Below are 24,036 nucleotides of genomic sequence, written 5' to 3' on the forward strand. Positions count from 1 at the left end.
ATGTTTAAATTTAATGTAACCAGCGATGCGTGTGTTAAGTGCGGTAAGTGTATTCCTGTATGTACGATTCACGAAGTCAACCGTGACGAAGTTACCAGTCCTAGAGGTTTTCTTGATCTTTTGGGTGCGTACCAGAGGGGTGAGTTAGAACTCGATAAAAACGCTAAAAATATTTTTGAGAGCTGTTTTTTATGTACCAATTGTGTTGATGTCTGTCCAAATGACTTACCTGTGGATATGCTCATTGAGCAAGCACGCAATGACATCCGTAAAAAGTTTGGCTTGGCATGGTACAAAAAGCTTGCCTTCTTCTTGCTTCGCAATCGTAACATCATGGATGTTCTCGCACGCTTTGGTTACATGTTCCAAACCTGTGGTTTCAAAATGGTTCCAAAACAAAGCTCTATGTACCTTAGAAATTTTCCTATCATCAAGATGGATAGACTGTTCCCAAGCCTAAAGAAAAAGACATTTTTAAATTCACATCCTGATGTGATTTATAACGGGGGAAAAGGCAAAGTAGGTATTTTCATCGGTTGTTTGGCAAACTATATGTACACCGACATCGGCAAGGCGCTGCTTGAGATATTAAAAGAGCTACAAATAGACGCTTACCTTATCAAACAACAAAAATGCTGTGGTGCACCACAATACTTTACGGGTGATTTTGACAGCGTGGATTATCTTGCAAAATTCAATATCGAATACATTGAAAGCTTTAAGGATGAACTTGATGCTATCATCATTCCTGAAGCAACCTGTAGCGCGATGATCAAAGCTGACTATGTACACTTTTTCCATGATCAACCAGAATGGCAAGCAAGAGCAAAAGCCATCGCTCCACACATCTTTATGGCAACCGAATACTTAGAGAAAAAGACCAATCTAGCAGAGATTTTGGCAACCAAAGCTAAACAAAGTGACACTGTCACTTACCATGACCCATGTCATGCACGTAAAATGCAGGGCGTGTGGAAAGAGCCTCGCAATCTTATCTCTAAAAACTATGTGATTAAAGAGATGAGCGACCCGAACCGCTGTTGTGGATTTGGCGGTGTGACGATGCAAACAGGAAACTACCGCTTTGCCAAAGCTGCAGGACTTCCAAAAGCTGCTATGATTAAAGAGAGTGGTGCTGAATACGTGAGTGCTGAGTGTAGTGCCTGTCGAATGCAGCTCAGTGATGCAATGCACGGTCAAAAAGTAGATGTTATCTTCAAAAACCCGATAGAACTTATCGCTAAAGCCCTAAAAGAGGGCTAATCTAAAAATTTGCATGTAAGGCTGAAAGCTTTACATGCAAACACTACGCTTTTTTCAAAAGATACTTCTTCCAAATCCAAATCGCTAAAACAAGAGCCGCACTGCCAAAAAGGGCTCCGAAAATTCCTACATTTTTCATAGAACTGTGCGATATAACCAAACTTCCTACAAAAGCACCTCCACCAATACCAATGTTATAGATGCCAGAATATAAAGACATCGCAACATCAGTGGCATCAGGTGTGAGTTCTAAAACAGTGACTTGAAGAATGAGACTAATGAGACAAATTGCAATGCCCCAAAATAGGCATAGAATACTAAGTGGAATTTGGTAAGGTGCAATAGGAAGCATAAAGATGAGCGATACAATCAGTGCAGTAAGCGAGCTTACCACAATCGTAAAAGGGTATGTGTGTTTGAAGTGGGCAAAGATCGTGCTTCCAAGCATACCTGCGATACCGAAGATAAAAAGTGTAATAGTTGCAAAATCACCACTTAAAAGAGCAATTTGTTGTATAAAAGGCTCGATGTACGAGTACGCCGTAAAATGGGCGGTAATGGCTAAAGCGGTTAAAACATAAACGCCCATAAGGGCAGGTCTCTTAATCAAAAGAGGTAAGCTTTTGAGTGAGCCTGCATTGACACTTGGTAGCTGTGGTAGAAGTTTTAGAAGAAAAAATAGCATTACAAAGGCGACTAAAGCGATGCAGGCAAAAGTAGCGCGCCAGCCTAAACTTTGACCAATCAGTCGCCCTAAAGGCAAGCCCAAAACGATGGCAAGTGATGTGCCTGTCGCTAAGATACCAAGAGCTTTTGTTTTTTTACCATGAGGTGCAAGACGGTACGTGAGTGAAGCGGTAATCGACCAAAATATGGCATGTGAAAAAGCAATCCCAATGCGTGAAAGCATCAAAATCCAAAAATTCCATGCTAGTACAGAGAGTATGTGACTCACTATAAAAAAAGAAAAGAGTAACAACAATAATTTTCGGCGTTCCATATCTTTGGTAAGTAGCATTAGGGGCAACGACATCGTTGCTACGATCCACGCATAAGCGGTCATCATAAAGCCTGCATGCGCTTCACTGATGTGAAAATCCGCCGCAATGTCGGTAAGTAAGCTAATGGGAGCAAATTCTGTGGTATTGAAAATAAATGCAGAGATCGTGAGACAAACAACAGGAAGCCATGGTTTCCATGACATCAAAAGGGAAGCAAACATACGAAAAAAGCCTTGTAGAAAATGAGGAGAAATTCTAGCGCATCAGAGAAAAGAAACAGTTGAATGTATAGAGTTAGAAGAGGGGATTTAACGAAATATTTGTATAATAATCTCTCAAATGCAAGCAAAAAAGAGGATGAATGAAGGAAGAAAATCTTTGCCCTTGTGGCAGTGGTAAAACGTATGCTACCTGTTGCGAACCCTACCACAAACAGCATAATGCGCCAACGTGCGAAGCGCTTATGCGTTCACGTTACAGTGCGTTTGTTTTTGGCTTGATAGATTATCTTTTTGAGACGACACACCCTAATCATCGTGCAAAAAACCTGAAAGCAGACATAGCCTCTACGTGTAAAGGTTTGGCATGGACTGGCTTAGACGTGCGTGATGTATGGCAAGGTAGCGAAAAAGATAAAGTAGGTAAAGTCACTTTTCACGCTTCTTTTGTTCAAGAAGGAAAAAATGGTGTGCATGAGGAGCATTCTCGTTTTAAACGTTTTGGAAAAGCGTGGATGTATGTCGATGGTGAAGTGAAAGGGTAGCGATGTACGCACTGGAAGTCATTCAGCAAGAACTCAAAGAGGACATTGAACGTTTTGGGCGTGTAGTACATGTCAGTAAAGGCGAAATCTTAATGCGTCCAGAAGAGTGCATGGAGCATTTTTTTGTCATTTTAGAAGGACGCGTTAAAATCTCGCAAATAAACTTTGAAAATGGCAAAGAACAGATACTCTATCTTTTATCCAAAGGCGATATGTACGACATCATCACGCTTTTAGATGCCAAAGTGCATGAAAATGTGGCGATGGCACTGGATGATGTTACTTTACTTGTTTTTCCTATCGAACTCTTTCGTGAATGGATCGAAACCAAGCCTTCGTTTAACAAACTCTTTTTACCGTATGTTGCCAAACAGCTTCGTGAGGTTGAAACCTTGGCAAGTGATCTTTCTTTGTATGACACCACAACGCGTTTAGTGAAATTGATCGCTAAAAACATTGAAAAACAAGGCGATAAACAAACGCTCAAACTCATCAATAACCTTTCCCATGAAGAGCTTGCAAGTCTGATCGGTACCGTGCGTAAAGTGCTCAATCGCAATCTTCAATCGCTTAAAAGGCAAGGGCTTATTGATGTGAAACGTAAAGAGATTTTCATCAAAGACTCACAACATCTTCTTGAACACCTCCCTGAGGAATAGTGCTACTTAAGTGGCAGACAGGCATACAAGTGTTGCGTTAAACTTCTTTCAAAAAATAAAGGAGTTTAACATGTTAGTCACACGATTTAACCCATTCAAAGAACTCAAAGAGTTGGAAAATAGACTGTTCAACTATTACCCTGCTGAAGTAGATGAAAGCGGTATTTCTGCATTTCGCCCAACAGTGAGTACCCGCGAAGGTGAATTTGCTTACCACATCGAGGTTGACCTCCCTGGTGTTAAAAAAGAGGACATTAGCATCGATATCAAAGAGAATCAAATCGTTATCTCAGGTGAGCGAAATTATAAAGAAGAGCGCACTGATAAAGACTACTACAAAGTAGAAAGCTCTTACGGTAAGTTTCAAAGAAGCTTCGCATTGCCAGAAAATGTTGATGTAGAGAACATTGAGGCGAGTAGCACCGATGGTGTACTTGAAGTAACGCTTCCAAAACTCAAAATCGAACAAGCAGAAGTTAAAAAAATTCAAGTCAAATAAGTTACTAGATGCAAGGGAGTAAATTCCTTGCATCTAATAATATTTTATATAGATTATTTTTCTCAATTACGCTACAATCTCCTGCAACATCGGTGTGAGGAGAACTTTCTTGAAACGCGTGTGGGAATCTAAATTCTTACCATGGATTTTTTTGCTCTTAGGTGTGTTGTTTTCCATGATGATTGCATGGAAGAGTGATCTTTGGGTCAAAGAAACAGAGCAACTTCGTTTTCAAGCAGCGTCTCATCATATTACAAATTTAATCGAAAAAGAACTTGATGCGCACATTCAACTTATACACAGCGTAGCTGCGTTTATGAATGCTTCTGATGAAGTATCACGGGATGAGTGGAAACGATATGCACTTGAAAATCATATCAATGAACATTTTCTAGGATTTACAGCTTTAGGCTACGCTCCCTTGATTCAACCTTCTGAACGACTCAAGCATGAACAAAGCATTCGTGATGAAGGATTTTCTAATTACACTATCTTTCAAATAAATACATCCACCAATTCGGCACTCTTTCCTATAACATATCTTGAACCTATGTCTGAACTGAATAAAAAAGCGTTTGGGTTTGACTTGGCTTCAGAGATTGTGCGTAAAGATGCATTGCATCAATCTTTTGTACGAGCAGACGCAACGCTCTCTTCCAAAATCGATTTAGTGCAAAAATATGTCACTGACCATCAGGCAGGTTTTTTAATTTTCTTTCCTTTGTATCAGAGCAAAGATGTCCCCTCTTTGCCTGAAGAACGTTTACACAATGCTAAAGGGGTTGTGTACATTGCCATTGATGCAAAAAAGTTGTTTGAACAACTTTTACAAAGCAGTTATATTTTAGTTGACTTTGAAATCTACGATGGCGTAGTTCCATCAAATGAAAATCTTCTCTACAACTCTAACGCTAATTTAGTGAATCCAAGACTGAGTCATAACGTTTCTTTAGAATTTTATGGAAAAGTATGGACCATTCATTTTAAAGCGCATGATGTCTTAGAAATGAGCAGTAGCCGTTATTTACCGTGGTTCCAAATACTTTTTGGCTTACTCCTATTTAGTGTAATTAGCGGTTTAATTTATGTACTGCAACATACGCAAAAAAAAGCGTATGAAATAGCCAATGCAAAAACAAAACTTCTTGCAAAATCAGAATCAGAAATACGCTCTATTTTTCAGACAATGCAAGAAGGCATTTTGGTACTAAATGATGCGGGAATGATTCTTGAGTGTAATTTAGCGGCGCAAGAGATGCTACAACTTTCTAAAAGTGAGATTATTGGGAATTTCAGTAGCGATTCAAAATGGAAAGCGGTGCATGAAGATGGTTCGGTATTTGAATTGGAAGAGAGACCTTTTTATAAAGCATTACATACAGGTGAGCCACAAAACAATATTATCATGGGAATTAAACGAGGTGATGGTACCTATGTATGGGTGAAAGCTAATGCGCAACCTATTTACTCTGATGATTTTGAGAAGATCAATTCTGTATTGATTACGTTTAGTGATATTACTGCTTATCGCAAATCAAAATATGAACTTGAAAAATATCTTCAAATCATTGATATGCATGTCATCATTTCTAGCACAGATTTATATGGAATCATTACAGAAGTCAGTGAGGCTTTCTGTGAAATTTCAGGCTATACAAAAGAAGAACTTATTGGTAAGAGCCATAATATCGTGAGGCATCCAGACATACCATCATCCATCTACAAAGAGATGTGGGATACGTTGAAAAAAGGTATTTCTTGGTCTGGTGAAATCAAAAATAGACGCAAAGATGGGTCTGATTATTGGATAGAAACAATCATCGAGCCTAGATACAATGAAGAGTACAAAATGGTAGGTTATACAGCCATTCGCCATGATATCACAGATAAAAAAAGAGTTGAAGAACTCTCTATCACGGATCGTTTAACAGGTTTATACAACCGTCTTAAATTGGATGAACTTTTTGCATCGTATCTTAGCATTGCCAAACGCCACCAAACACCTTTCTCGATCATTATTTTGGATATTGATAAGTTTAAATCAGTCAATGATACCTATGGGCACCAAGTCGGCGATAGTTTACTCCAAGAACTAGCGAAGCTTCTAAAAACCAATATTCGTTTTGAAGATGCCGTTGGAAGATGGGGTGGAGAAGAATTTTTGATTCTTCTACCAAACAGTGATCTTGAAAGTGCACGTTTATTGGCAGAAAAACTTCGTAGTCTCATGGAAACCCAAAATTTTGCGTATGTTGGAAGACGTACTAGCAGTTTTGGTGTGGCATCGTACCATTTACACGATGATGAAAAAAGTATGATAGCAAGGGCCGATGCCGCATTGTATCTTGCAAAAGAGAATGGACGAAATCGTGTTGAAATAGAAACATATATGTGTACTTTACCTGCATTCTAAACTCCCTCTTAATCTAAATACAGTAAAATATTTTTTTATCATGTAAGGATTTGAATGCTTTTTTGGAATAACATTTATAGCCAATTTGACCCTGTCGCTTTTAAATTAGGTCCTGTTTCTGTGCATTGGTATGGGCTTATGTACATGCTTGCCCTTCTTGGGGCACTTTACGCTGCAAAATGGTTTGTTAAAAGAGACAACCTTGGATTTACCAATCAAATTTTAGAGAGTTATTTTATTTGGATTGAAATTGGCATTGTATTAGGGGCTCGTATTGGGTACATTCTCTTTTATGATCCGCATGTAGATTATTATCTCGCAAATCCATGGCAGATGTTCAACCCATTTATGGATGGAACCTTTGTAGGTATCCGCGGTATGAGTTATCATGGTGCAATTGTTGGATTTTTTCTTGGAACATGGTTTTTTTATCTTAAACACAAAATCAATGTTTGGAGGCTACTGGATGTCGTAGCCATCAGTGTTCCTGTTGGTTACATTTTTGGTCGCATTGGTAATTTTCTCAATCAAGAACTTTTCGGTCGTCCAACCGACGTGGCATGGGGTATTTACGTGGATGGCGTGCTTCGTCACCCTTCTCAACTCTATGAAGCATTTTTGGAAGGATTGATGGTTTTTGTGCTACTCTATGTCTATCGAAAATTTAAAAAATACGATGGCGAACTCATCGCTTTATATGGGCTTTTTTATTCTATTGGCCGCTTTATTGCAGAGTTTTGGCGAGAGCCAGATTTTCAAATTGGCTTTGTTTATGGCGAATGGATGAGTAAAGGACAAGCTCTTTCTATCCTAATGGCTTTGGCTTCTTTAGCATTATACATACTGATAATTAAACGGGGTAAGAGAGGATAAAAAATCCCTTTTAAATCCCCTTTCGTGTATTATAATTTCGATCAGTATGTACAAAATAGCATAGTTGTGACGAAATCAAATGAACGAAAGAGCCCTAAAATAGGCACTTTGATAACAATTGATATTCATGAGTGTGTTATCTTGCACATTTATGAGTGTTTATAAAACTTCACAAAAAGGATGAGATGTGAGTGACCTACTTGAAGGTTTTTTAGGTACGAGCGTTGAGGGAAAAAAGAGTAGAGTTCCTGCGAAACTTGACTATGTTCAAAGTGCAACAGGACTATTCTTAGGTTTGTTTATGTGGGGACATATGTTCTTTGTTTCAACTATCTTAGTTAGCAAAGATTTTATGTACACAATAACAAAAATGTTTGAAGGCAGTATGTTCTTAAGTGAGCCACAGCCTTGGATCGTTTCTGCGATCGTATTGTTTGTATTTGCTGTCTTTATTGTACACGCAATGCTCGGTATGAGAAAATTGCCTATTACATTTAGACAATATCAAGCATACAAAACACATATGGGCATGATGAAACATGATGATACGACTATGTGGTTTACACAAGCGTTCACAGGTTTTGCTATGTTCTTCCTTGGTTCTGCACACCTTCTTATGATGGCGGTTAAAGCAGATGAAATCGGACCATACGGTTCAGCTGATAGAATGTACTCTGATTTTATGTGGCCATTTTATCTTCTTCTTCTTTTAGCAGTAGAGTTTCACGGTGGTATTGGTCTTTATCGTCTCTGTGTTAAATGGGGATGGTTTGAAGGCGAGCATGCAAAAGAGTCTCGTAAGAACCTTAAAAAAGCTAAATGGGCAATTACAGCATTTTTCTTGGCACTTGGTCTTCTTACCCTTGCAGCGTATGTCAAAATCGGCTACGAGCACAGAAACAATGCGGGTGAGGCATATAAACCATCTGCTCAATTAGAAGTAAGATATGATGTGAAGGTTGGGGCGTAAAAATGAACGTAAAATATTGTGATGCACTGGTAATCGGTGGTGGTTTAGCAGGTCTTAGAGCAGCGATTGCAACTCAATCTAAAGGTCTAAGCACAACAGTTTTAAGTCTTTGTCCAGTAAAGAGATCTCACTCTGCTGCGGCACAAGGTGGTATGCAAGCAAGTCTTGGTAACTCAAAAATGAGCCGTGGTGATAATGAAGATGTTCACTTTGCGGATACTGTAAAAGGTAGCGACTGGGGTTGTGACCAAGAAGTTGCACGTATGTTCGTTACTGTTGCACCTAAAGCTATCCGTGAGTTAGCTGGTTGGGGCGTGCCTTGGACTAGAATTGCAAAAGGTAGCAGAGAAGCAATCATCAATGCTGAGAGAACAACTATCGTTGAAGACGATGAAGTACATGGTTATATCCACTCTCGTGACTTTGGTGGTACTAAAAAATGGAGAACCTGTTATACAGCGGATGCTACAGGTCATACCATGCTTTTTGGTGTTGCTAACGAAGCGTTAAAACACAATGTAAATATTGAAGATAGAAAAGAAGCGATTGCGCTTATTCATGAAAACAACCGCTGTTATGGTGCGATTGTAAGAGACCTCGTAACAGGAGAGCTTTGGGCTTATGTTGCTAAAGGTACTTTGATCGCAACAGGTGGTTACGGTAGACTTTATAAACAAACAACCAACGCGGTTATTTGTGATGGTATTGGTGCTGCTATTGCTCTTGAGACTGGTGTTGCGACACTTGGTAACATGGAAGCGGTACAATTCCACCCAACTCCAATCGTTCCTTCAGGTATCCTTTTAACAGAAGGTTGTCGAGGGGACGGTGGTATCTTACGTGACGTTGATGGTCATAGATTTATGCCAGACTACGAGCCAGAGAAAAAAGAACTTGCAAGCCGTGACGTTGTAAGTCGTCGTATGATGGAACACATCCGTAAAGGTAAAGGTGTTAAATCTCCATATGGCGAGCACTTATGGTTAGATATCTCTATCCTTGGTCGTGCACACATTGAAAGAAACTTAAGAGACGTACAAGAAATTTGTCAAATCTTTAACGGTATCGATCCTGCGGATGAAGGTCCAAAAGGTTGGGCGCCAGTTCTTCCAATGCAACACTACTCAATGGGTGGTATCAGAACAAAACCAACTGGTGAGTCTCCAACTCTAGCAGGTCTTTTCTCAGCAGGTGAAGCTGCATGTTGGGATATGCACGGATTTAACCGCCTTGGTGGTAACTCTGTAAGTGAGACTGTTGTTGCTGGTATGATCGTTGGTGATTATTTTGCTGATTACTGTTTATCAAATGAGGTAAATGTTAACACCGCAACGATTGAAAAAGCATTGAAAAAACAAAAAGATTTCATTGACCATTTATTGACTAACAAAGGTAAATATAACATCTTTGAAATCAAAAACAGAATGAGAGACATTATGTGGGAAAAAGTTGCGATTTTCCGTGATGGCAAAGGTCTTGCTGAAGCGGTTAACGAACTTGAAGAACTTCTCAAAAAATCTCATGACGTTACTGTTAAATCTAAAACAACATCTGCGAACCCAGAGCTTGAAGAAGCGTATCGTGTTCCTATGATGCTTAAACTTGCACTTTGTGTTGCTGTTGGTGCAAGAGATAGAACAGAGAGTCGTGGTGCTCACTATAGAGAAGACTTCCTTAAACGTGATGATGCTAACTGGTTGAAACGTACACTCACTTCATGGAAAGATGGTGCTACACTTCCAACAGTTACATACGAAGATTTAGATATTATGAAAATGGAAATTCCACCAGCATTCCGTGGATATGGCGCAAAAGGTATGATTATTGAGAATGAACTCAGCCTTAAACGTCAAGAAGAAGTGGATAAACTTCGTGAAGAGATGGAAGCAGCAGGCAAAGATAGACATGAAATCCAAGATGCGCTTATGCCATTTGAGCTTCAACCATATTATAAAGCTAAAAATGAGAGATTTGGAGATCCAAAATGAGTAGAACTATTACCATAAGGGCTATGAAATATAACCCACAATCAAAGCTTTCAAAAGCACATTTTGCAGAGTACAAACTTGAAGAAACAGATGGTATGACACTGTTTATTGCGCTTACAAAAATTCGTGAAACTTTAGATGCAGATCTATCGTTTGACTTTGTATGCCGCGCAGGTATCTGTGGAAGTTGTGGTATGATGGTTAATGGAACTCCAAAACTAGCATGCCGTACATTAACAAAAGATTTTAAAGATGGCGTTATTCAATTAATGCCTATGCCAGCATTCAAACTGATCAAAGATCTTTCTGTTGATACAGGTAACTGGATGAACGGTATGAGTAAGAGAGTTGAGAGTTGGATTCATACAAATCATACTGTTGATATCTCTAAACTTGAAGCACCAATGGAGCCAAAACTCGCTGATGAGACATTTGAGCTTGATCGTTGTATTGAGTGTGGTATCTGTGTTGCAGCATGTGGTACAAAACTAATGAGACCAAACTTCATTGGTGCTGTTGGCTTGAACCGTGTTGCTCGTTTTGCAATGGATCCACATGATAATAGAACTGACGAGGACTTCTATGAACTCGTTGGTGATGATGACGGAATTTTTGGATGTATGAGTCTCGTTGCGTGCGAAGACAACTGTCCAAAACACTTACCTCTTCAATCAAAAATCGCTTATATGAGAAGAAAACTCGTAGCACTTCGCTCGTAATCTTCGCTTTTAGAGGAGTAAGGTACTTGCCTTGCTCCTCGCCTTAATCTTGACATTTAGTCTCGCAATTTTGTTTCTATTATAAGAAATCTTGATATAATCAAAAAAACTTTAAAGATAGTATCACATGCATGTCATCAATGATTTTTTCTTACTCATTTGGAGTGAGAGGTTAAATAAAGACGCTGTTTTCGATGAAAAACATAAAGTAGAACTCGATAAAATTCTTTCACATACATTCGATAATTTTTGTGATGGTGCTGCCATCTTACTTATCATTAGTCCTCAAAATTTTGCCAATATGGCTACTCTTGAAGAACCCAAAATTGTTTTAAAAACACTTTTCCAAGAATCAATATTTAGTAAAGAAACCATACAATATGCTCAAAGCCAACTGCTCGGATATCTGATAACTCTTGGCAATCTACAGATTAATCATGCGATTAGTAAACGCTTAGAACTTTTAAAAAAAGAAGGTATCCTCTCTTATGATGCCCTGCGTTCACTTGGCAGTATCCTTTCGCTTATAGAAGAGAAAAAAATTGAAGTTGCTACCTTAAATGTTAAGAGTGCAACGACACAAGAAAATTACTATAAAACAGCACTACATTTGTTAGTAACAGCCATAGAAAACCTAAAGCAGGCTGTTGAAATCCCTCGTTTGAATGAACGCTTACATGCTATTCCTGAAAGACTTGAAAATCAACGTTTTTCAATTGGTATTACAGGTGTGATGAACGCTGGTAAATCTACAATGCTCAATGCTCTTTTAGGGCAAGAAGTTTTAGGAACATCTGTTGTGCCTGAAACTGCGAATCTTACGCTAATTAAATATGCACAAAACCCATATGCCGTTGTCAATTTTTGGAATGCCAAAGAGTGGAGTAAAATCGAAGAGGGCGCAGCAAGTCTTAAAAGTTTAGAAGCGTTTGTGAAAGAGAGTAAAGCGCATTTTGGCGAGAAGTTTCATACCTTTGTGACTCCACAAGGTGAGAGCGAAACGATTCCTGTACAAGAGTTAGCACTTTATACATCTGCGAAACATTCCGATAAAAAATGTAACCTTGTCAAAAGCGTTGAACTCTATACAGATTTGAAGTTTGTTCAAGACGGTGTTCAAATCGTAGATACTCCAGGTCTGGATGATCCTGTTGTCCAACGTGAAGAGATTACCCTCGAATATCTCAGCGAATGTGATCTTATGATTCATCTTATGAATGCGGCACAAGCGGCAACTCAAAAAGATGTTGATTTTATTATTGATGCACTTTTATACCGTAACGTTGCACGTTTGCTGATTGTCATTACACGTATCGATGCAATTAAAGAAAAAGAGTTACAAGAGGTTATTGATTATACAAAGCGTAGTATTGAAGCGAGGTTAAAAGAGCAAAATAAGGGTGCAAAACTCGATGAGATTATTGCGAAAATTGTCTTTATTCCTATTGCTGGAAAACTTGCATTGATGCACAAATTAGGGCAAGTAAAAGAGGCCTTAGCACTTGGTTATGATATGGAACGTACGGGACTGCCTTTGGTTGAGGCGTATCTTGAAGATGTTCTTTTTGGTAGTAACAGTGAAAAAGCCAATCTCATTATCTCCGCTAATCGTAAAGAGATTGAGTCCATTATTGCTGAATCGATGGCATCATTTGAGCAAGAACTGCATTACTTAAATATCTCACATGAAGAGATAGAACAAGCCTATGTAAAACACCAAGAAGATAAAAAAGCAATGGTGCATTTTTTAGAACAGATTAGGAACAGTGTCTCTCAAAGCAAAGAGGAGATGCAAAACTATTTTAACACATTGCAGAAATTTGCGAGCAATCAACTTGATAAACTCCAAAGTATTGTTAAGCGTCGTATTACGGATGACGTAAGCTATGAATTTAGTAAAAATAAAAAAGCGCCTAAAGAAGAGCGCATTAGTTCGATGATAGAGACAGCTATTAAAGATGGTATGGTTGATCTTATTCGTGACTATCGCTATGAATTTCAAAAGAAAATGCAAAGTTCATTAGACTATATGGATGCAAAATATGGAGAGTTTAAAAACGATACTGCATCGAATCATTTTGACGCAAAAGCATTTTGCGAAGAACATTTAGGCTCACTGTTGATCTTTAAAAATAGTGCGATTGTGAGTGCTGGAGCCAATGAAGCCATTAAAAAGTATGGCAAAAATGACATGAGTATGCTTTCAACGACACTGGATGCTCTCTTTGGAGCAGAATTCTTAACTATTAAAGAGATGTTGCATGATAAGCTCGTCAAAGTCAATCAAGAACTTTTGGCTTCATTTGTAAGTCTCTGCGAGGCACCTGCTCGTAGTATTGAGGAGCGGTTTAGTGCAGAAGAGGCATTGATTGAACGTGCGATGCGTCAAATGAAGGATGCAACGCAAAGTCGTGAAGCGCGTATTTTAGAAATTAAAGAAAAAGAACGCTTTATGGGCATAGTGTTACATGACTTAAGTGCTACAAAGGAGTCAAAATGAGTCTTATGGAAAGTTTTATAACCTCATATAAAGAAAACTTCTTAAGAGTAGTACCTGAGTTTGATGCCACACTTCTGGGTGCGCTTAAAAAAGTTCAGTATGTGCTTCTCTCCGAAGAACAGCTCCCATCCATTCAACTTAAAAAAGCGCTTGATCGTCTTCAAATGCGTTCTGAAGAGCCTATGAAAGTAGCCATTACAGGGCAATTTTCTAGTGGAAAATCCACCTTTTTGAATGCCCTTTTAGCAAAAAGTATTTTGCCTACAGGTATCACACCCGTTACATCCAAGGTTAATTATATACGTTATGGAGAAGAGTTTAAAATTCGTGTGCGTTACAAAGATGGTAGAGATGAGTATCATGACATTAGCAACATTGCCCATTTTACAGACCAAAGAGAGCATGTTGAAGATATCGCTTATCTTGTATTGTATGCACCACTAAATATTCTTAAAGATGTTGTTTTTGTCGATACCCCAGGGCTTAACTCACAAGCAGCGAGTGACACTCAGACGACAGAGCGTGTTTTGAGAGAAGTTGATGGCATTATTTGGCTAACACTGATTGATAATGCTGGCAAGATGAGTGAACTTCAAGTATTAGAAGAGTATTTGGGAAAATATCAAAATAAATCTCTTTGTGTTTTAAACCAAAAAGACAAATTTACACCACAACAAATCGAAGAGACGACCAACTATGTCAAAACGGCATTTAAAGAGTTTTTTAGCGATGTTATTCCTATCTCGGCGCGCCAAGCTTTAGAATCACGCAGTCATGATAAAAAAGTGATGATGGAAGAGAAGCTTGAAGAGTTTATGCACGATTTGCATACAAAGCTACAAAGCAGTGGAGAAAGACTTGATTTTGTTGAAGTTGAACATGATTTTAAAGCATACCAGAGAACGTTAGACTCTATCTTGCAAAGTGATTTAGGTGCAAATCTAAAGCTGTTAGAAGAGTCCAATATCGATAAAGTATTGGATTTTATTCGTAATGAAATTCAACCTAAATCAACGCAGTCAAAAGAATTTGCTATTACCAAAGAGATCAAAGATATTGCATCGAAATTGCTTGCACAACATCAACTCTTTTTAGCAATTTACGATGAACTTTTAGATGAAATTGTACGTTTTGAAGCAGAAGCCAAGGGGCTTTTTTCAGAATTTAAAGGCAAGTTTTCACATGATCTTAAAAGCGCTTTTATGCGCATAGAACAGATTATTGAAACGGTTGCTGATGCGATTTATAATCAAATCACTACTGAAAAACTGGTTCGTTATGAAGCCCAAAAAGCGGGACTTTTCAGTAAACAACCAACGTATGTTCCTTTTGAATACCAAGCACCTAAAATCAACTCAGATCTTATCTACAAAAGCCTTTTTTATGAAGAGAATCTTATTGGTAAAATGTTTAAGCAATATGTGCGAAATCTTGGATCTATTCAAAATGAAGTCAATGATAAAAACCGTTTGGTTTACCGCTCTTTGGAACAAGGCATTCTGAAATGGCAAGCACCGTATGAAGTCATTCGTAAAAGTGAAGAGTTGCATTCAGATATTGAATTTGCCAATATGCGTCGTTTTGCTTCAAAAGCTTATGAGAGTATCTTGAAACCTTTTAATGATGAGATTGCAGATTCATATGCAAAAATTAGCTCAGAATTCAATCACCTCTCCAGTGCGGTGAGTTTCAACTATCAAAACGCCACTGAAGTGTGTGTAGCATTTTTGGAAAATAAAATTGAAAAATCGGTAAAACTCTACGAAGCAAATCCAACAAAATTTTCCCTGTATCAGCCGAAACTTGATGAGATAAAAGAACGTCTTAGAACATCATTCCATCTCTATGAATTAGAGAATATGATGAACACAAAAAATACATTCTTGAGTAAAGATTACGATCGTCTAATCAGCCAATTTACAGCGATTAAAGAAGAAAAAGTGGCATTTTTAGAAGAACGTAAAGCGAGACATAACAAGATCATATCACAAATCGAAACATTGGTGAAAGAGGTTATATAACATACCTCTTTTGCCTTTTCCTCTCTAGACTGAGCAAAGAAAGATACGCTAAAATACTCTTCCAAACGCAACTTATATCTCTAAGGATTTCTATGGAAGAACATGTATCTACTCAATCTCTCCTTAGTACCGCAAAGTATAACATGGTTATTGGGCTTGTTCTGTGTTGGGGATTTTTAGTCAATTGGTTGATGGTTATTTTTATGAACCCAATGGCAGTGTTAGAAGTTGTCAATGGGTGGATAGTACTTGTTCTGTACAGTGTATCATCCTCAGTTGGTTACTATCTTTTTGTAACGTATAACACTCCTCGTATGAGCTTTATAGGGTATAATTTAGTTGTTTTACCTTTAGGCTTTGTTTTGAGTTTAGCACTGTATGATGTTGCTCCAACGTTATTGTTTTTTGCTTTAGGTATCGCATTTTTTTTAACACTTCTCATGACGCTTTTTGGTTATCTATTTCCCTCATTTTTTCAGAAAATCTATAGTGTTTTAGCGGTTGCACTTTTAGGTGTTGTCATGATCGAACTCTTTCAGACCTTTGTACTTGGTGTTCCACAAGAATGGATAGAGTGGGTTGTTATAGGGGTGTTTTGTGGCTACATTGGCTACGACTGGGGCGTTGCCAATCAAGTAGAAAAAACACTTGATAATGCTATCGATAGTGCTGCAATGCTGTATATGGATATTATTATCCTTTTTATACGAATTGTGAAAATTATTGCTCAAATTGCTGGGAAAAAAAGTTCTTGATAGTGTAGGAGATAAGGCTAAAATCTAGCCTTATCTTTTTTAGACATAGTGTTTTTCTTTAAGTAATTTATAGAGTTTGAGAAGCGATAAAAAGAGTGTCGTAATCGCTGGTCCTAAGATCATACCCCAGAAGCCAAATGTCGTAAGTCCCGCAAAAATAGCAAAGAAAATCAGCAATTCATTAACCGTAGTAGGTGTTTTGACCATTTTATCGTTGATGTATTTGATAATCAGTGGTTTGATGAACGTATCTGCTATTACTGAAATAACGATAATAGAATAAGAGGCAATAATAATAGCCGTTGTTGTATTGCCATGAGCTACTTCTAATGCGCAGATTGGTACCCACATGAGTGCGCCACCAATAATAGGAATCAGTGATGCAAAGCCATAGAAAATACCCAGTAAAAGGCCATCATACCCAAAGTACATCCCAATAACAGAAAAGAGCGCTCCTTGCAAAATAGCACTGAGTAAAATAGAGTAAAAAACAACGCTCATCACATTCGTGACTTCAGAAAAAACGATATTGACCTCTTTGGCATCAATAGGCATAACGCTTTTAATGTAATCAATCATATCTTTACCATTGAGTAGGGCAAAGAAGAAAAAGACAACAATAAGCAACATATCTTTTAAAAATCCTGCACTGTTTTTACCAATCGAGCCGAGGTACGAAAGTGTAGTACTCGAAATTTGAGCAATATTGAGATTGTTAATAAAATCGTCTAGAGCAGGTTGCGCCGAAGCAAGGGGCGCTGGCAGTTGATAATCTAAACTGCGTAAATACGTTTGCACTTTTTCAATCATTGAAAAATCAAAATTATTAACAATGCCCCCAATAGAGGTCAATGTATAGACAATAGGCCCAAAAAGAAGAACAGATAAAAATAGTGTTGATAAAGCCGCTGCAAGGTGTCTATTTTTCGTTAAACCGTATAGTTTGAGATTGAGGCTATAGGTTGCCATAGCGAGCAAAGATGCAATGGCGATAATCATCAAAAAAGGCTGATACAACTTGAGGATTGAAAACAATACAGCAAGAAAGATAGCAGTTAAAAAGAAACGATGTTCATTCATAGAGTATCCTCAAAAAGTCCATTTTGTAATGTAGGCGGCGTTAGCCTAAAAAGCTCGTACGTTTTGGGTGTTGCGATACGCCCACGGGCCGTTCGTTCAATATAACTGTTTGCCAATAAATAAGGTTCTATCACATCTTCAATGGTACCTTCATCTTCACTGAGAGCTGCTGCAATGGTACTAAGCCCTAAAGGACGCCCTTTACTTTGCAATAAAAGCTCAAGGTATTTAATATCGAGTTCATCAAAACCAAGATCATTTACACCGAGTTCATTAAGTCCATACTGTGCACGTTCTTTATGAATGTGATCTTCATCTTCTACGTCAGCATAATCACGAATACGCTTTAAAAGACGAAGTGCAATTCTAGGGGTTCCTCGTGAGCGGCGTGCCATTTCCACAGCGGCGTCTTGCAGACATATTTTCTCAAGTTTATGGGATGCTTTGGTGATGATGAGCGCAAGTTCTTCTTTGGTGTAAAATTGCAAACGGAAATGCATACCAAAACGATCTCTTAAGGGAGAGCTTATCATACCAGCACGTGTGGTTGCACCAATGAGTGTAAATCGAGGCAAGTCGATTTTGATGGTTTGAGCCGCAGGACCCGAACCTATAATGATATCAAGACGAAAATCTTCCATAGCAGGATAGAGAATCTCTTCAATGGCGGGAGAGAGTCTATGAATCTCATCGATAAAGAGAATGTCTCCTTCTTGAAGGTTGGTTAAAATTGCCGCCAAATCACCACTTTTCTCAATCATAGGAGCTGCGGTAATTTTCATATTGGCACGCATTTCATTTGAAATGATATGTGCTAACGTCGTTTTACCAAGACCAGGAGGTCCAAAAAAGAGGATGTGATCTAAACATTCAGAGCGTTTTTGTGCTGCCTGAATAAACACTTGCAAATTTTTTTTGATCTTCTCTTGCCCTATGTAGTCATCAAATGAAGAGGGGCGCAAACTTTTTTCATAGTCATTCTCAAAAGAAATCTTCTCTATTTCAACGATGCGTTCCATCTCACTCACTTTGTATACGTGTAGGGAGCTTCTGGAAAGCTACGTTCTTGAACTTCTTTAACATAAGCATCTACGGCATCTTGTACCAGTGTGGCACCTTCTAAGTAGCGCTTAACGAATTTAGGTTGAAAGGCTTGGAAAAAGCCTAACATATCGCTCCAAACCAATACTTGACCGTCGGTATATTTACCTGCTCCTATGCCAATAGTAGGGATAGTGATAGCTTCAGAAATACGTCTAGCTGCTTCTTCAACAACACCTTCAATCACCAAACTAAAAGCACCTGCTTCTTCAACGGCTTTGGCATCCTCGATTAATGCAAGAATATCTTCTTCACTGCGTCCACGTACTTTATAACCACCTTCGCTTCTGACATATTGAGGCATCAGTCCAATATGTCCCATAACTGCAATAGAGTTTTGTGTCAATGCCTTGATGATATGTGCACGACTCACACCACCTTCTATTTTCACAGCATGCGCATTGGTTTGGCTGTATACCATTGAAGCATTATGGAGTGCCATCTTCTCATCGGTGTATGTTCCAAAAGGCATATCACAAACAATGAAAGTCTCTTTTGCACCTGCACATACAGCTTTGGTGTGATAAAGCATGACTTCCATGCTCGCTGAGAGTGTGTCAGGTTTAGCATTAAAACTCATATTTAGGCTATCGCCAACAAGGATGATATCAACTCTTTGATCGAAAAGAGATGCAAAGAGCGCATCATAAGCAGTGATAACGGTGAGGGGAGTTTTCCCCTTCTGTTGTTTAATAGATGTAATTGTTTTCATGGCCTCATTATACCCTATTTTAGGACAAGAAAATTTTATAAAAAACATGGTACAATGAGCAACTTCGGAGGTAAGCAACATGGGTGTTTTGGCACAATTGGAAGTTGATTTTGACATCGAAATTGTAGGAGATTTTATCTCTCACTATGCCATTATGTGTGAAAATATGGAGCCTCTGATTATTGGGCTCAGTAAAAAAGAGCGCTATTCTGAAAACATTGGAGATCTTTTTCGTATTTTCCATAATATGAAATCAGCCGCAGGATTTTTAAAACTAGATCCTATTATAAAATTGGCAGTATTGTGTGAAGATATTGTAGAAGAGGCGCGAACGTTGCAAGGCCCCGCGAGTGAAGAGTTTATCGATTGGTTACTTTTAGTCAGCGATCAGTTTGAAAAGTACCGACAAGATGTTGAAAATGATGCATCGTTTTTTACTGTATTAAATCCGTTAATTATAAAAGTACCTCATACGTTGGAGAAAGAGTGAAGCAATTAGTTGCCTATATTACGGCGGGTTTCCCCGATAAGAATTTTTCATTGGACTTGGTTTCTGCACTAAAAGAAGCAGGTGTTGACAAGCTAGAGTTAGGAATTCCTTTTTCTGATCCTGTTGCAGATGGTCCTATTATTGAAGTTGCCAATTTGCATGCATTGCAAAATGGATTTAAAATGCAAACATTGTTTGATATTTCTTCAGTTGTTGCGCCTACTATTGAGACGTACTGGATGGGTTATTTTAATCCTTTTTATCATAAAGGTGTTGAAACATTTGCGCAAAAAGCGACAGAATTTGGGGTTAAAGGATTTATCATTCCAGATCTTCCACACGAAGAAGCGCTCCCTTACCTGCCTCTAATGGAACAATATGCCCTTTCTATGGTCAGTTTTGTAGCTCCAACAGATAGTAAAGAGCGTATTGCCAAAGTCGTTAAAGATGCAAAAGGGTTTATTTATCTTGTGGCATACGCTGGAATTACAGGGGCTCACGCGAGTGAAGATCTTACAAAAACGATTCAAGCGATCAAAGAGCAGAGCGGGACACCTTTATTTGTAGGTTTTGGTGTGAATGAAAAGACAGCAAAAGAGAGAGCTCGCGGTGTGAATGGTGTTATTGTGGGAAGTGCATTTGTAGAAGTATTACTTAATGAAAACCTCAGTGCAGCTCAAAAGATCGACACAATTGCACAAAGAGCTAAAATTATAAAAGAGAAAATTAACGCTTAAAAAAAGAAGGCAATAGTGACACACTTTGGTGTTACTATTGTTTTTGTGCTGGCTCGTCAGGTTGCTTGAGCTTTTCAAGCAATTTTTCAAATGGTTCTTTCGCCAAAATTTCAGCAAACTGTGTACGATACGTTTGAATGATACTGACACCTAAGATATCAACATCGTAAATCATCCAACTTCCATTTTTATCTTTGTAGAATTTATAGATAATTTCATAGACTTCACTATTTTTCATCAAATGCGTTGTAAGATGAATACGCGCGTCTTTGATTTTTTCCAAATTTTTAATAACAATTTTTTCATCGGTATAGAGATCTAGTTTTTCCATATACGATTTTTTGAGTTTTTGCTCAAAAAGCTTTGTAAACTCACTCTGTTTTGCAGGTGGCAGTGCTGCCCATTGTTTTCCACCAAGTGCTAATTGTGCCATGAGTGTGTAGTCAAAAATCGAATCAAAAATAGCATAAAGTTTTTCAGATTTTTCATTTTTTTGTATTTTTTTATCACGTAAAATCGTTGTTGCATTATCAATGTTGTTTTGCATAAATGTTGATATATCATGTTCTTCTATTGCAAAAATAGATTGCACACATAGAAGCGTTAGTACTACAACAGCAAGAATTTTTTTCATTGTTTATTCACTTATAAGTTTATTTCTTCTTGATTCGTAAAAATTACGCAAGAACGGATAGAGCTCAATAGCATCTTTTTTGAAGTTGTCATACTCTTTTACATGTAGAGATGTTTTATTGATTGTATAGAATGCTGTTGTCGCGATAGACTCTTCTGTACTATCAAGTAAATTAGCATCACGCGCTTCAAGGTAATTAATTGGGTTAAGCCACATATCGCCAGCAAGACCAACAATATCACGTACATTCGAAGGTCCTAAAAGTGGTAAAACAACATGGAAACCACTACCTACGCCATAATATCCCAATGTTTGACCAAAATCTTCATCATGTGCTTTAATACCTAATTCTTCACCTGCTATATCGTGAAAGCCTAAAATACCCATGGTTGAGTTTAATACAAAACGCTCTGTCTCTTCCCAACTGTTATAAAATTTTAATTGTAAAAGATTGTTCACAAGGCGAATAGGATAAAAAAGGTTATCAAAGAAATTTGCTATACCATTACGTGCCATCTTGGGAACGATGTAAGCATATCCTTGTGCTGTTGGCCTAAGAAGATATTCGTAAAATGTATCATTAAAACTTGTCATGATTTCGTTATAACCACTCAATGGATCAAACAATTTTGCATCGTTTTTGGCGTTAAATTCAGCCTCAAAATCATCACTGCCATATGAATTAGCTCCCATGTATTCTGCTGACGACAGCAAAGAAAGGCTTAATAAACAGGCCAAAATTATACGCAACATAGTACCTCTATGGTTTTAAGATTTGCGCAATTATAGAACTTTTTTGATTTAAAGTAAATTAAAGCATTACAAATAGAACTTATTTTTAGATTAAAACAAGCAAAATTTAATATTTTTTTGAATATAATCACGGTCCAAATCTCACACACACCAATCCTTTACGGTTGCAGTTGTTACTGTTGATGGGTGTGGAGGCTAAACCAAAAAAACATAAGGAGCGCTTCATGGTAACCATGAAAGACCTACTAGAGTGTGGTGTACACTTCGGACACCAAACAAGACGTTGGAATCCAAAGATGAAAAAATTCATCTTCGGTGAAAGAAAAAATATCTATATCGTAGATTTACAAAAAACACTACGTTACTTCAGATATACATACAATGTTGTAAAAGATGCAGCAGCAGAAGGCAAAACAATGCTTTTTGTCGGTACAAAAAAACAAGCTAGCCAAGCGATTAAAGAATACGCTGAGAAATGTGGTATGCCATATGTTAACCACAGATGGTTAGGTGGTATGTTAACAAACTATCAAACAATCAGACAATCAATCCGTAAACTTGACATCATCGAGAAAATGGAAGAAGATGGACAAATTGACCTTCTTACTAAAAAAGAAGCGTTAATGCTTAGAAGAAAAAAAGAGAAACTTCTTGATTATCTTGGTGGTATCAGAAATATGAAAAACTTACCAGATATGATTTTTGTTATTGACACTGTAAAAGAGAAAATTGCAGTTCAAGAAGCAAGAAGACTTGGAATTACTGTTGTAGCTCCACTTGATACCAACTGTGATCCAGATGTTGTTGATCTTCCAATTCCAGGAAATGATGATGCGATTCGTTCAATTCAACTTTTCTGTAAAGAGATGTGTGAAGCAATGACTGAGGGTTATGAAATCCGTTCAAAAGATGCTCCAGCAACTGAAGAAGCAGCTGAAGTAAGCGAAGAAGAGAAAAAAGAGATTATTGACGAAGCATTAAGCGAAGAAGAATTTGCAGTAGAGGAAGGCGAATAATGGCTGAGATTACCGCTGCTTTAGTAAAAGAACTACGTGAGTCCACTGGGGCTGGTATGATGGACTGCAAAAAAGCACTAGTCGATACCGATGGTGATTTTGAGGCAGCAAAAGACCTTTTAAGAGAAAAAGGTCTTGGTAAAGCAGCTAAAAAAGCTGATAGACTTGCAAGTGAAGGTTTGGTGAATGTTTTCGTTGACCCAAGCTTAAAAATGGCAACTGTTAGTGAAATTAATGCTGAAACTGACTTCGTTGCAAAAAATGAAGGTTTCATTAATTTAACAAAAGAGACAACAGCACATATCCAAGCGACAAATGTTGAATCAACTGAAGAGTTGATGAAAACAACTATCAATGGTACTGTGTTTGAAGAATACTTTGCTACTAAAGTTGCTACAATTGGTGAGAACTTAGTTGTTAGACGCTTTGCAACATTAAAAGCTGGAGCAAATGGCATTGTAAATGGTTATGTTCATTCAAATGGCCGTGTAGGTGTTCTCATTGCTGCAAGTTGTGATAGCGAAAAAACGGCTGCAGCTGCAGGTGAATTTATTAGAAATCTTTGTATGCATGCAGCAGCTATGAAACCAAGTTTCTTAAGCTATACAGAACTCGATCCTGAGTTTGTTGAGAAAGAGACTATTGGTATCAAAGCTGATATTGAAAAAGAGAATGAAGAGTTAGCACGTCTTAAGAAACCTCTTAAACGTATGCCGCTTTTTGTTTCTCGTGTTCAATTAACAGATGCTGTTTTAGAGAACGCTAAGAAAGAAATGCAAGCTGAGCTTAAAGCACAAGGCAAACCTGAGCAAATCTGGGACAAAATCATTCCTGGTCAAATTGAGCGTTTTATCGCTGATAACACACAACTTGATCAACAATATACACTTTTAAGCCAATTCTATGTTATGGATGATAAAAAAACCATTGCACAAGTTGTTGAAGAAAAAGCTAAAGAACTTGGTGGTAAAATCGAGCTTGTTGGCTATGTTCGTTTCGAACTTGGTGAAGGCTTAGAGAAAAAAGCATGTGACTTCGCTAGCGAAGTTGCTGAGCAGCTTAAATAAGTATTAAATTCTTTGTGGTGAA

General features: G+C 38.0%; 22 protein-coding genes. 16 read left to right on the forward strand and 6 right to left on the reverse strand.

Annotated features, from left to right (window positions below):
• Positions 1-1,263: a (Fe-S)-binding protein gene (locus UCH001_RS02400; protein ID WP_067173872.1), complete on the forward strand. Its 1,263-nt coding sequence runs from the start codon at positions 1-3 to the stop codon at positions 1,261-1,263.
• A 43-nt stretch (positions 1,264-1,306) separates the two neighbouring features.
• Here the strand turns inward: UCH001_RS02400 and UCH001_RS02405 are convergent, their stop codons facing one another.
• Entirely contained in the window at positions 1,307-2,485 is a 1,179-nt protein-coding gene (locus UCH001_RS02405) for a sugar transporter (protein WP_067173874.1), read from the reverse strand.
• Between the two features lie 140 nt (positions 2,486-2,625).
• Between UCH001_RS02405 and UCH001_RS02410 the strand changes: the two genes are divergently transcribed.
• The 11 genes from UCH001_RS02410 to UCH001_RS02460 all read left to right on the forward strand — a co-directional run bounded on the left by UCH001_RS02410 (position 2,626) and on the right by UCH001_RS02460 (position 16,424).
• Complete coding sequence (locus UCH001_RS02410) at positions 2,626-3,027, forward strand: YchJ family protein (protein WP_067173877.1); 402 nt, start codon at positions 2,626-2,628, stop codon at positions 3,025-3,027.
• A 2-nt stretch (positions 3,028-3,029) separates the two neighbouring features.
• Positions 3,030-3,686: a Crp/Fnr family transcriptional regulator gene (locus tag UCH001_RS02415; protein ID WP_067173881.1), complete on the forward strand. Its 657-nt coding sequence runs from the start codon at positions 3,030-3,032 to the stop codon at positions 3,684-3,686.
• Between the two features lie 70 nt (positions 3,687-3,756).
• The gene (locus tag UCH001_RS02420; RefSeq protein ID WP_067173884.1) at positions 3,757-4,185 is read left to right on the forward strand and encodes an Hsp20/alpha crystallin family protein; all 429 of its coding nucleotides are present in this window, start codon (positions 3,757-3,759) and stop codon (positions 4,183-4,185) included.
• A gap of 118 nt (positions 4,186-4,303) precedes the next feature.
• Complete coding sequence (locus tag UCH001_RS02425; protein ID WP_231963987.1) at positions 4,304-6,598, forward strand: diguanylate cyclase; 2,295 nt, start codon at positions 4,304-4,306, stop codon at positions 6,596-6,598.
• 54 nt (positions 6,599-6,652) lie between these two features.
• Complete coding sequence (gene lgt / locus UCH001_RS02430) at positions 6,653-7,471, forward strand: prolipoprotein diacylglyceryl transferase (RefSeq protein WP_067173890.1); 819 nt, start codon at positions 6,653-6,655, stop codon at positions 7,469-7,471.
• Positions 7,472-7,658: 187 nt separating this feature from the next.
• On the forward strand, positions 7,659-8,441 hold the full coding sequence (locus UCH001_RS02435) for a fumarate reductase cytochrome b subunit (RefSeq protein ID WP_067173892.1): 783 nt from the start codon (positions 7,659-7,661) through the stop codon (positions 8,439-8,441).
• A 2-nt stretch (positions 8,442-8,443) separates the two neighbouring features.
• Positions 8,444-10,429: a fumarate reductase flavoprotein subunit gene (locus UCH001_RS02440; RefSeq protein ID WP_067173895.1), complete on the forward strand. Its 1,986-nt coding sequence runs from the start codon at positions 8,444-8,446 to the stop codon at positions 10,427-10,429.
• Positions 10,426-11,148, forward strand: coding sequence for a fumarate reductase iron-sulfur subunit (locus tag UCH001_RS02445; RefSeq protein WP_067173897.1), 723 nt, complete (start codon positions 10,426-10,428; stop codon positions 11,146-11,148). The genes UCH001_RS02440 and UCH001_RS02445 overlap by 4 nt, the downstream gene beginning before the upstream one ends.
• Before the next feature lie 127 nt (positions 11,149-11,275).
• On the forward strand, positions 11,276-13,648 hold the full coding sequence (locus UCH001_RS02450; RefSeq protein WP_067173900.1) for a dynamin family protein: 2,373 nt from the start codon (positions 11,276-11,278) through the stop codon (positions 13,646-13,648).
• Positions 13,645-15,669, forward strand: a complete 2,025-nt coding sequence (locus UCH001_RS02455; protein WP_067173903.1) for a dynamin family protein — start codon at positions 13,645-13,647, stop codon at positions 15,667-15,669. The genes UCH001_RS02450 and UCH001_RS02455 overlap by 4 nt, the downstream gene beginning before the upstream one ends.
• A gap of 92 nt (positions 15,670-15,761) precedes the next feature.
• The gene (locus UCH001_RS02460) at positions 15,762-16,424 is read left to right on the forward strand and encodes a Bax inhibitor-1 family protein (protein WP_067173905.1); all 663 of its coding nucleotides are present in this window, start codon (positions 15,762-15,764) and stop codon (positions 16,422-16,424) included.
• Between the two features lie 39 nt (positions 16,425-16,463).
• Here the strand turns inward: UCH001_RS02460 and UCH001_RS02465 are convergent, their stop codons facing one another.
• Genes UCH001_RS02465 through panB form a run of 3 tightly spaced genes read right to left on the reverse strand, consistent with a single transcriptional unit; the run spans position 16,464 to position 19,317 of the window.
• Positions 16,464-17,504 carry an AI-2E family transporter gene (locus UCH001_RS02465; RefSeq protein WP_067173908.1) on the reverse strand — a complete coding sequence of 347 codons (1,041 nt, stop codon included), beginning with the start codon at positions 17,502-17,504 and terminating at the stop codon, positions 16,464-16,466.
• Positions 17,501-18,523 (reverse strand): Holliday junction branch migration DNA helicase RuvB, encoded by a 1,023-nt coding sequence (gene ruvB, locus UCH001_RS02470; protein WP_067173910.1) that lies wholly within the window; start codon positions 18,521-18,523, stop codon positions 17,501-17,503. The genes UCH001_RS02465 and ruvB overlap by 4 nt, the downstream gene beginning before the upstream one ends.
• A 5-nt stretch (positions 18,524-18,528) precedes the next feature.
• The gene (panB, locus tag UCH001_RS02475) at positions 18,529-19,317 is read right to left on the reverse strand and encodes a 3-methyl-2-oxobutanoate hydroxymethyltransferase (protein WP_197651433.1); all 789 of its coding nucleotides are present in this window, start codon (positions 19,315-19,317) and stop codon (positions 18,529-18,531) included.
• Positions 19,318-19,396: 79 nt separating this feature from the next.
• Between panB and UCH001_RS02480 the strand changes: the two genes are divergently transcribed.
• Positions 19,397-19,807: an Hpt domain-containing protein gene (locus UCH001_RS02480; protein WP_067173913.1), complete on the forward strand. Its 411-nt coding sequence runs from the start codon at positions 19,397-19,399 to the stop codon at positions 19,805-19,807.
• On the forward strand, positions 19,804-20,544 hold the full coding sequence (gene trpA / locus UCH001_RS02485) for a tryptophan synthase subunit alpha (protein ID WP_067173916.1): 741 nt from the start codon (positions 19,804-19,806) through the stop codon (positions 20,542-20,544). The genes UCH001_RS02480 and trpA overlap by 4 nt, the downstream gene beginning before the upstream one ends.
• Positions 20,545-20,578: 34 nt before the next feature.
• On the opposite strand, the gene UCH001_RS02490 is transcribed toward trpA, so the two are convergent.
• Together UCH001_RS02490 and UCH001_RS02495 are read right to left on the reverse strand one after the other, a co-directional pair.
• Positions 20,579-21,178, reverse strand: a complete 600-nt coding sequence (locus UCH001_RS02490; RefSeq protein ID WP_067173919.1) for a phospholipid-binding protein MlaC — start codon at positions 21,176-21,178, stop codon at positions 20,579-20,581.
• 3 nt (positions 21,179-21,181) lie between these two features.
• Complete coding sequence (locus tag UCH001_RS02495) at positions 21,182-21,928, reverse strand: VacJ family lipoprotein (protein WP_067178442.1); 747 nt, start codon at positions 21,926-21,928, stop codon at positions 21,182-21,184.
• A 227-nt stretch (positions 21,929-22,155) separates the two neighbouring features.
• Here UCH001_RS02495 and rpsB point away from each other — a divergent pair, with 227 nt between their 5' ends.
• Together rpsB and tsf are read left to right on the forward strand one after the other, a co-directional pair.
• Positions 22,156-22,947, forward strand: a complete 792-nt coding sequence (gene rpsB / locus UCH001_RS02500) for a 30S ribosomal protein S2 (protein ID WP_067173921.1) — start codon at positions 22,156-22,158, stop codon at positions 22,945-22,947.
• A complete protein-coding gene (gene tsf, locus UCH001_RS02505; RefSeq protein ID WP_067173924.1) occupies positions 22,947-24,014 on the forward strand; it encodes a translation elongation factor Ts in 1,068 nt (355 codons plus the stop codon). The genes rpsB and tsf overlap by 1 nt, the downstream gene beginning before the upstream one ends.
• The last annotated feature ends 22 nt before the right edge of the window (positions 24,015-24,036 follow it).

Source organism: Sulfurospirillum sp. UCH001 (genome assembly GCF_001548035.1).
GTDB lineage: Bacteria > Campylobacterota > Campylobacteria > Campylobacterales > Sulfurospirillaceae > Sulfurospirillum.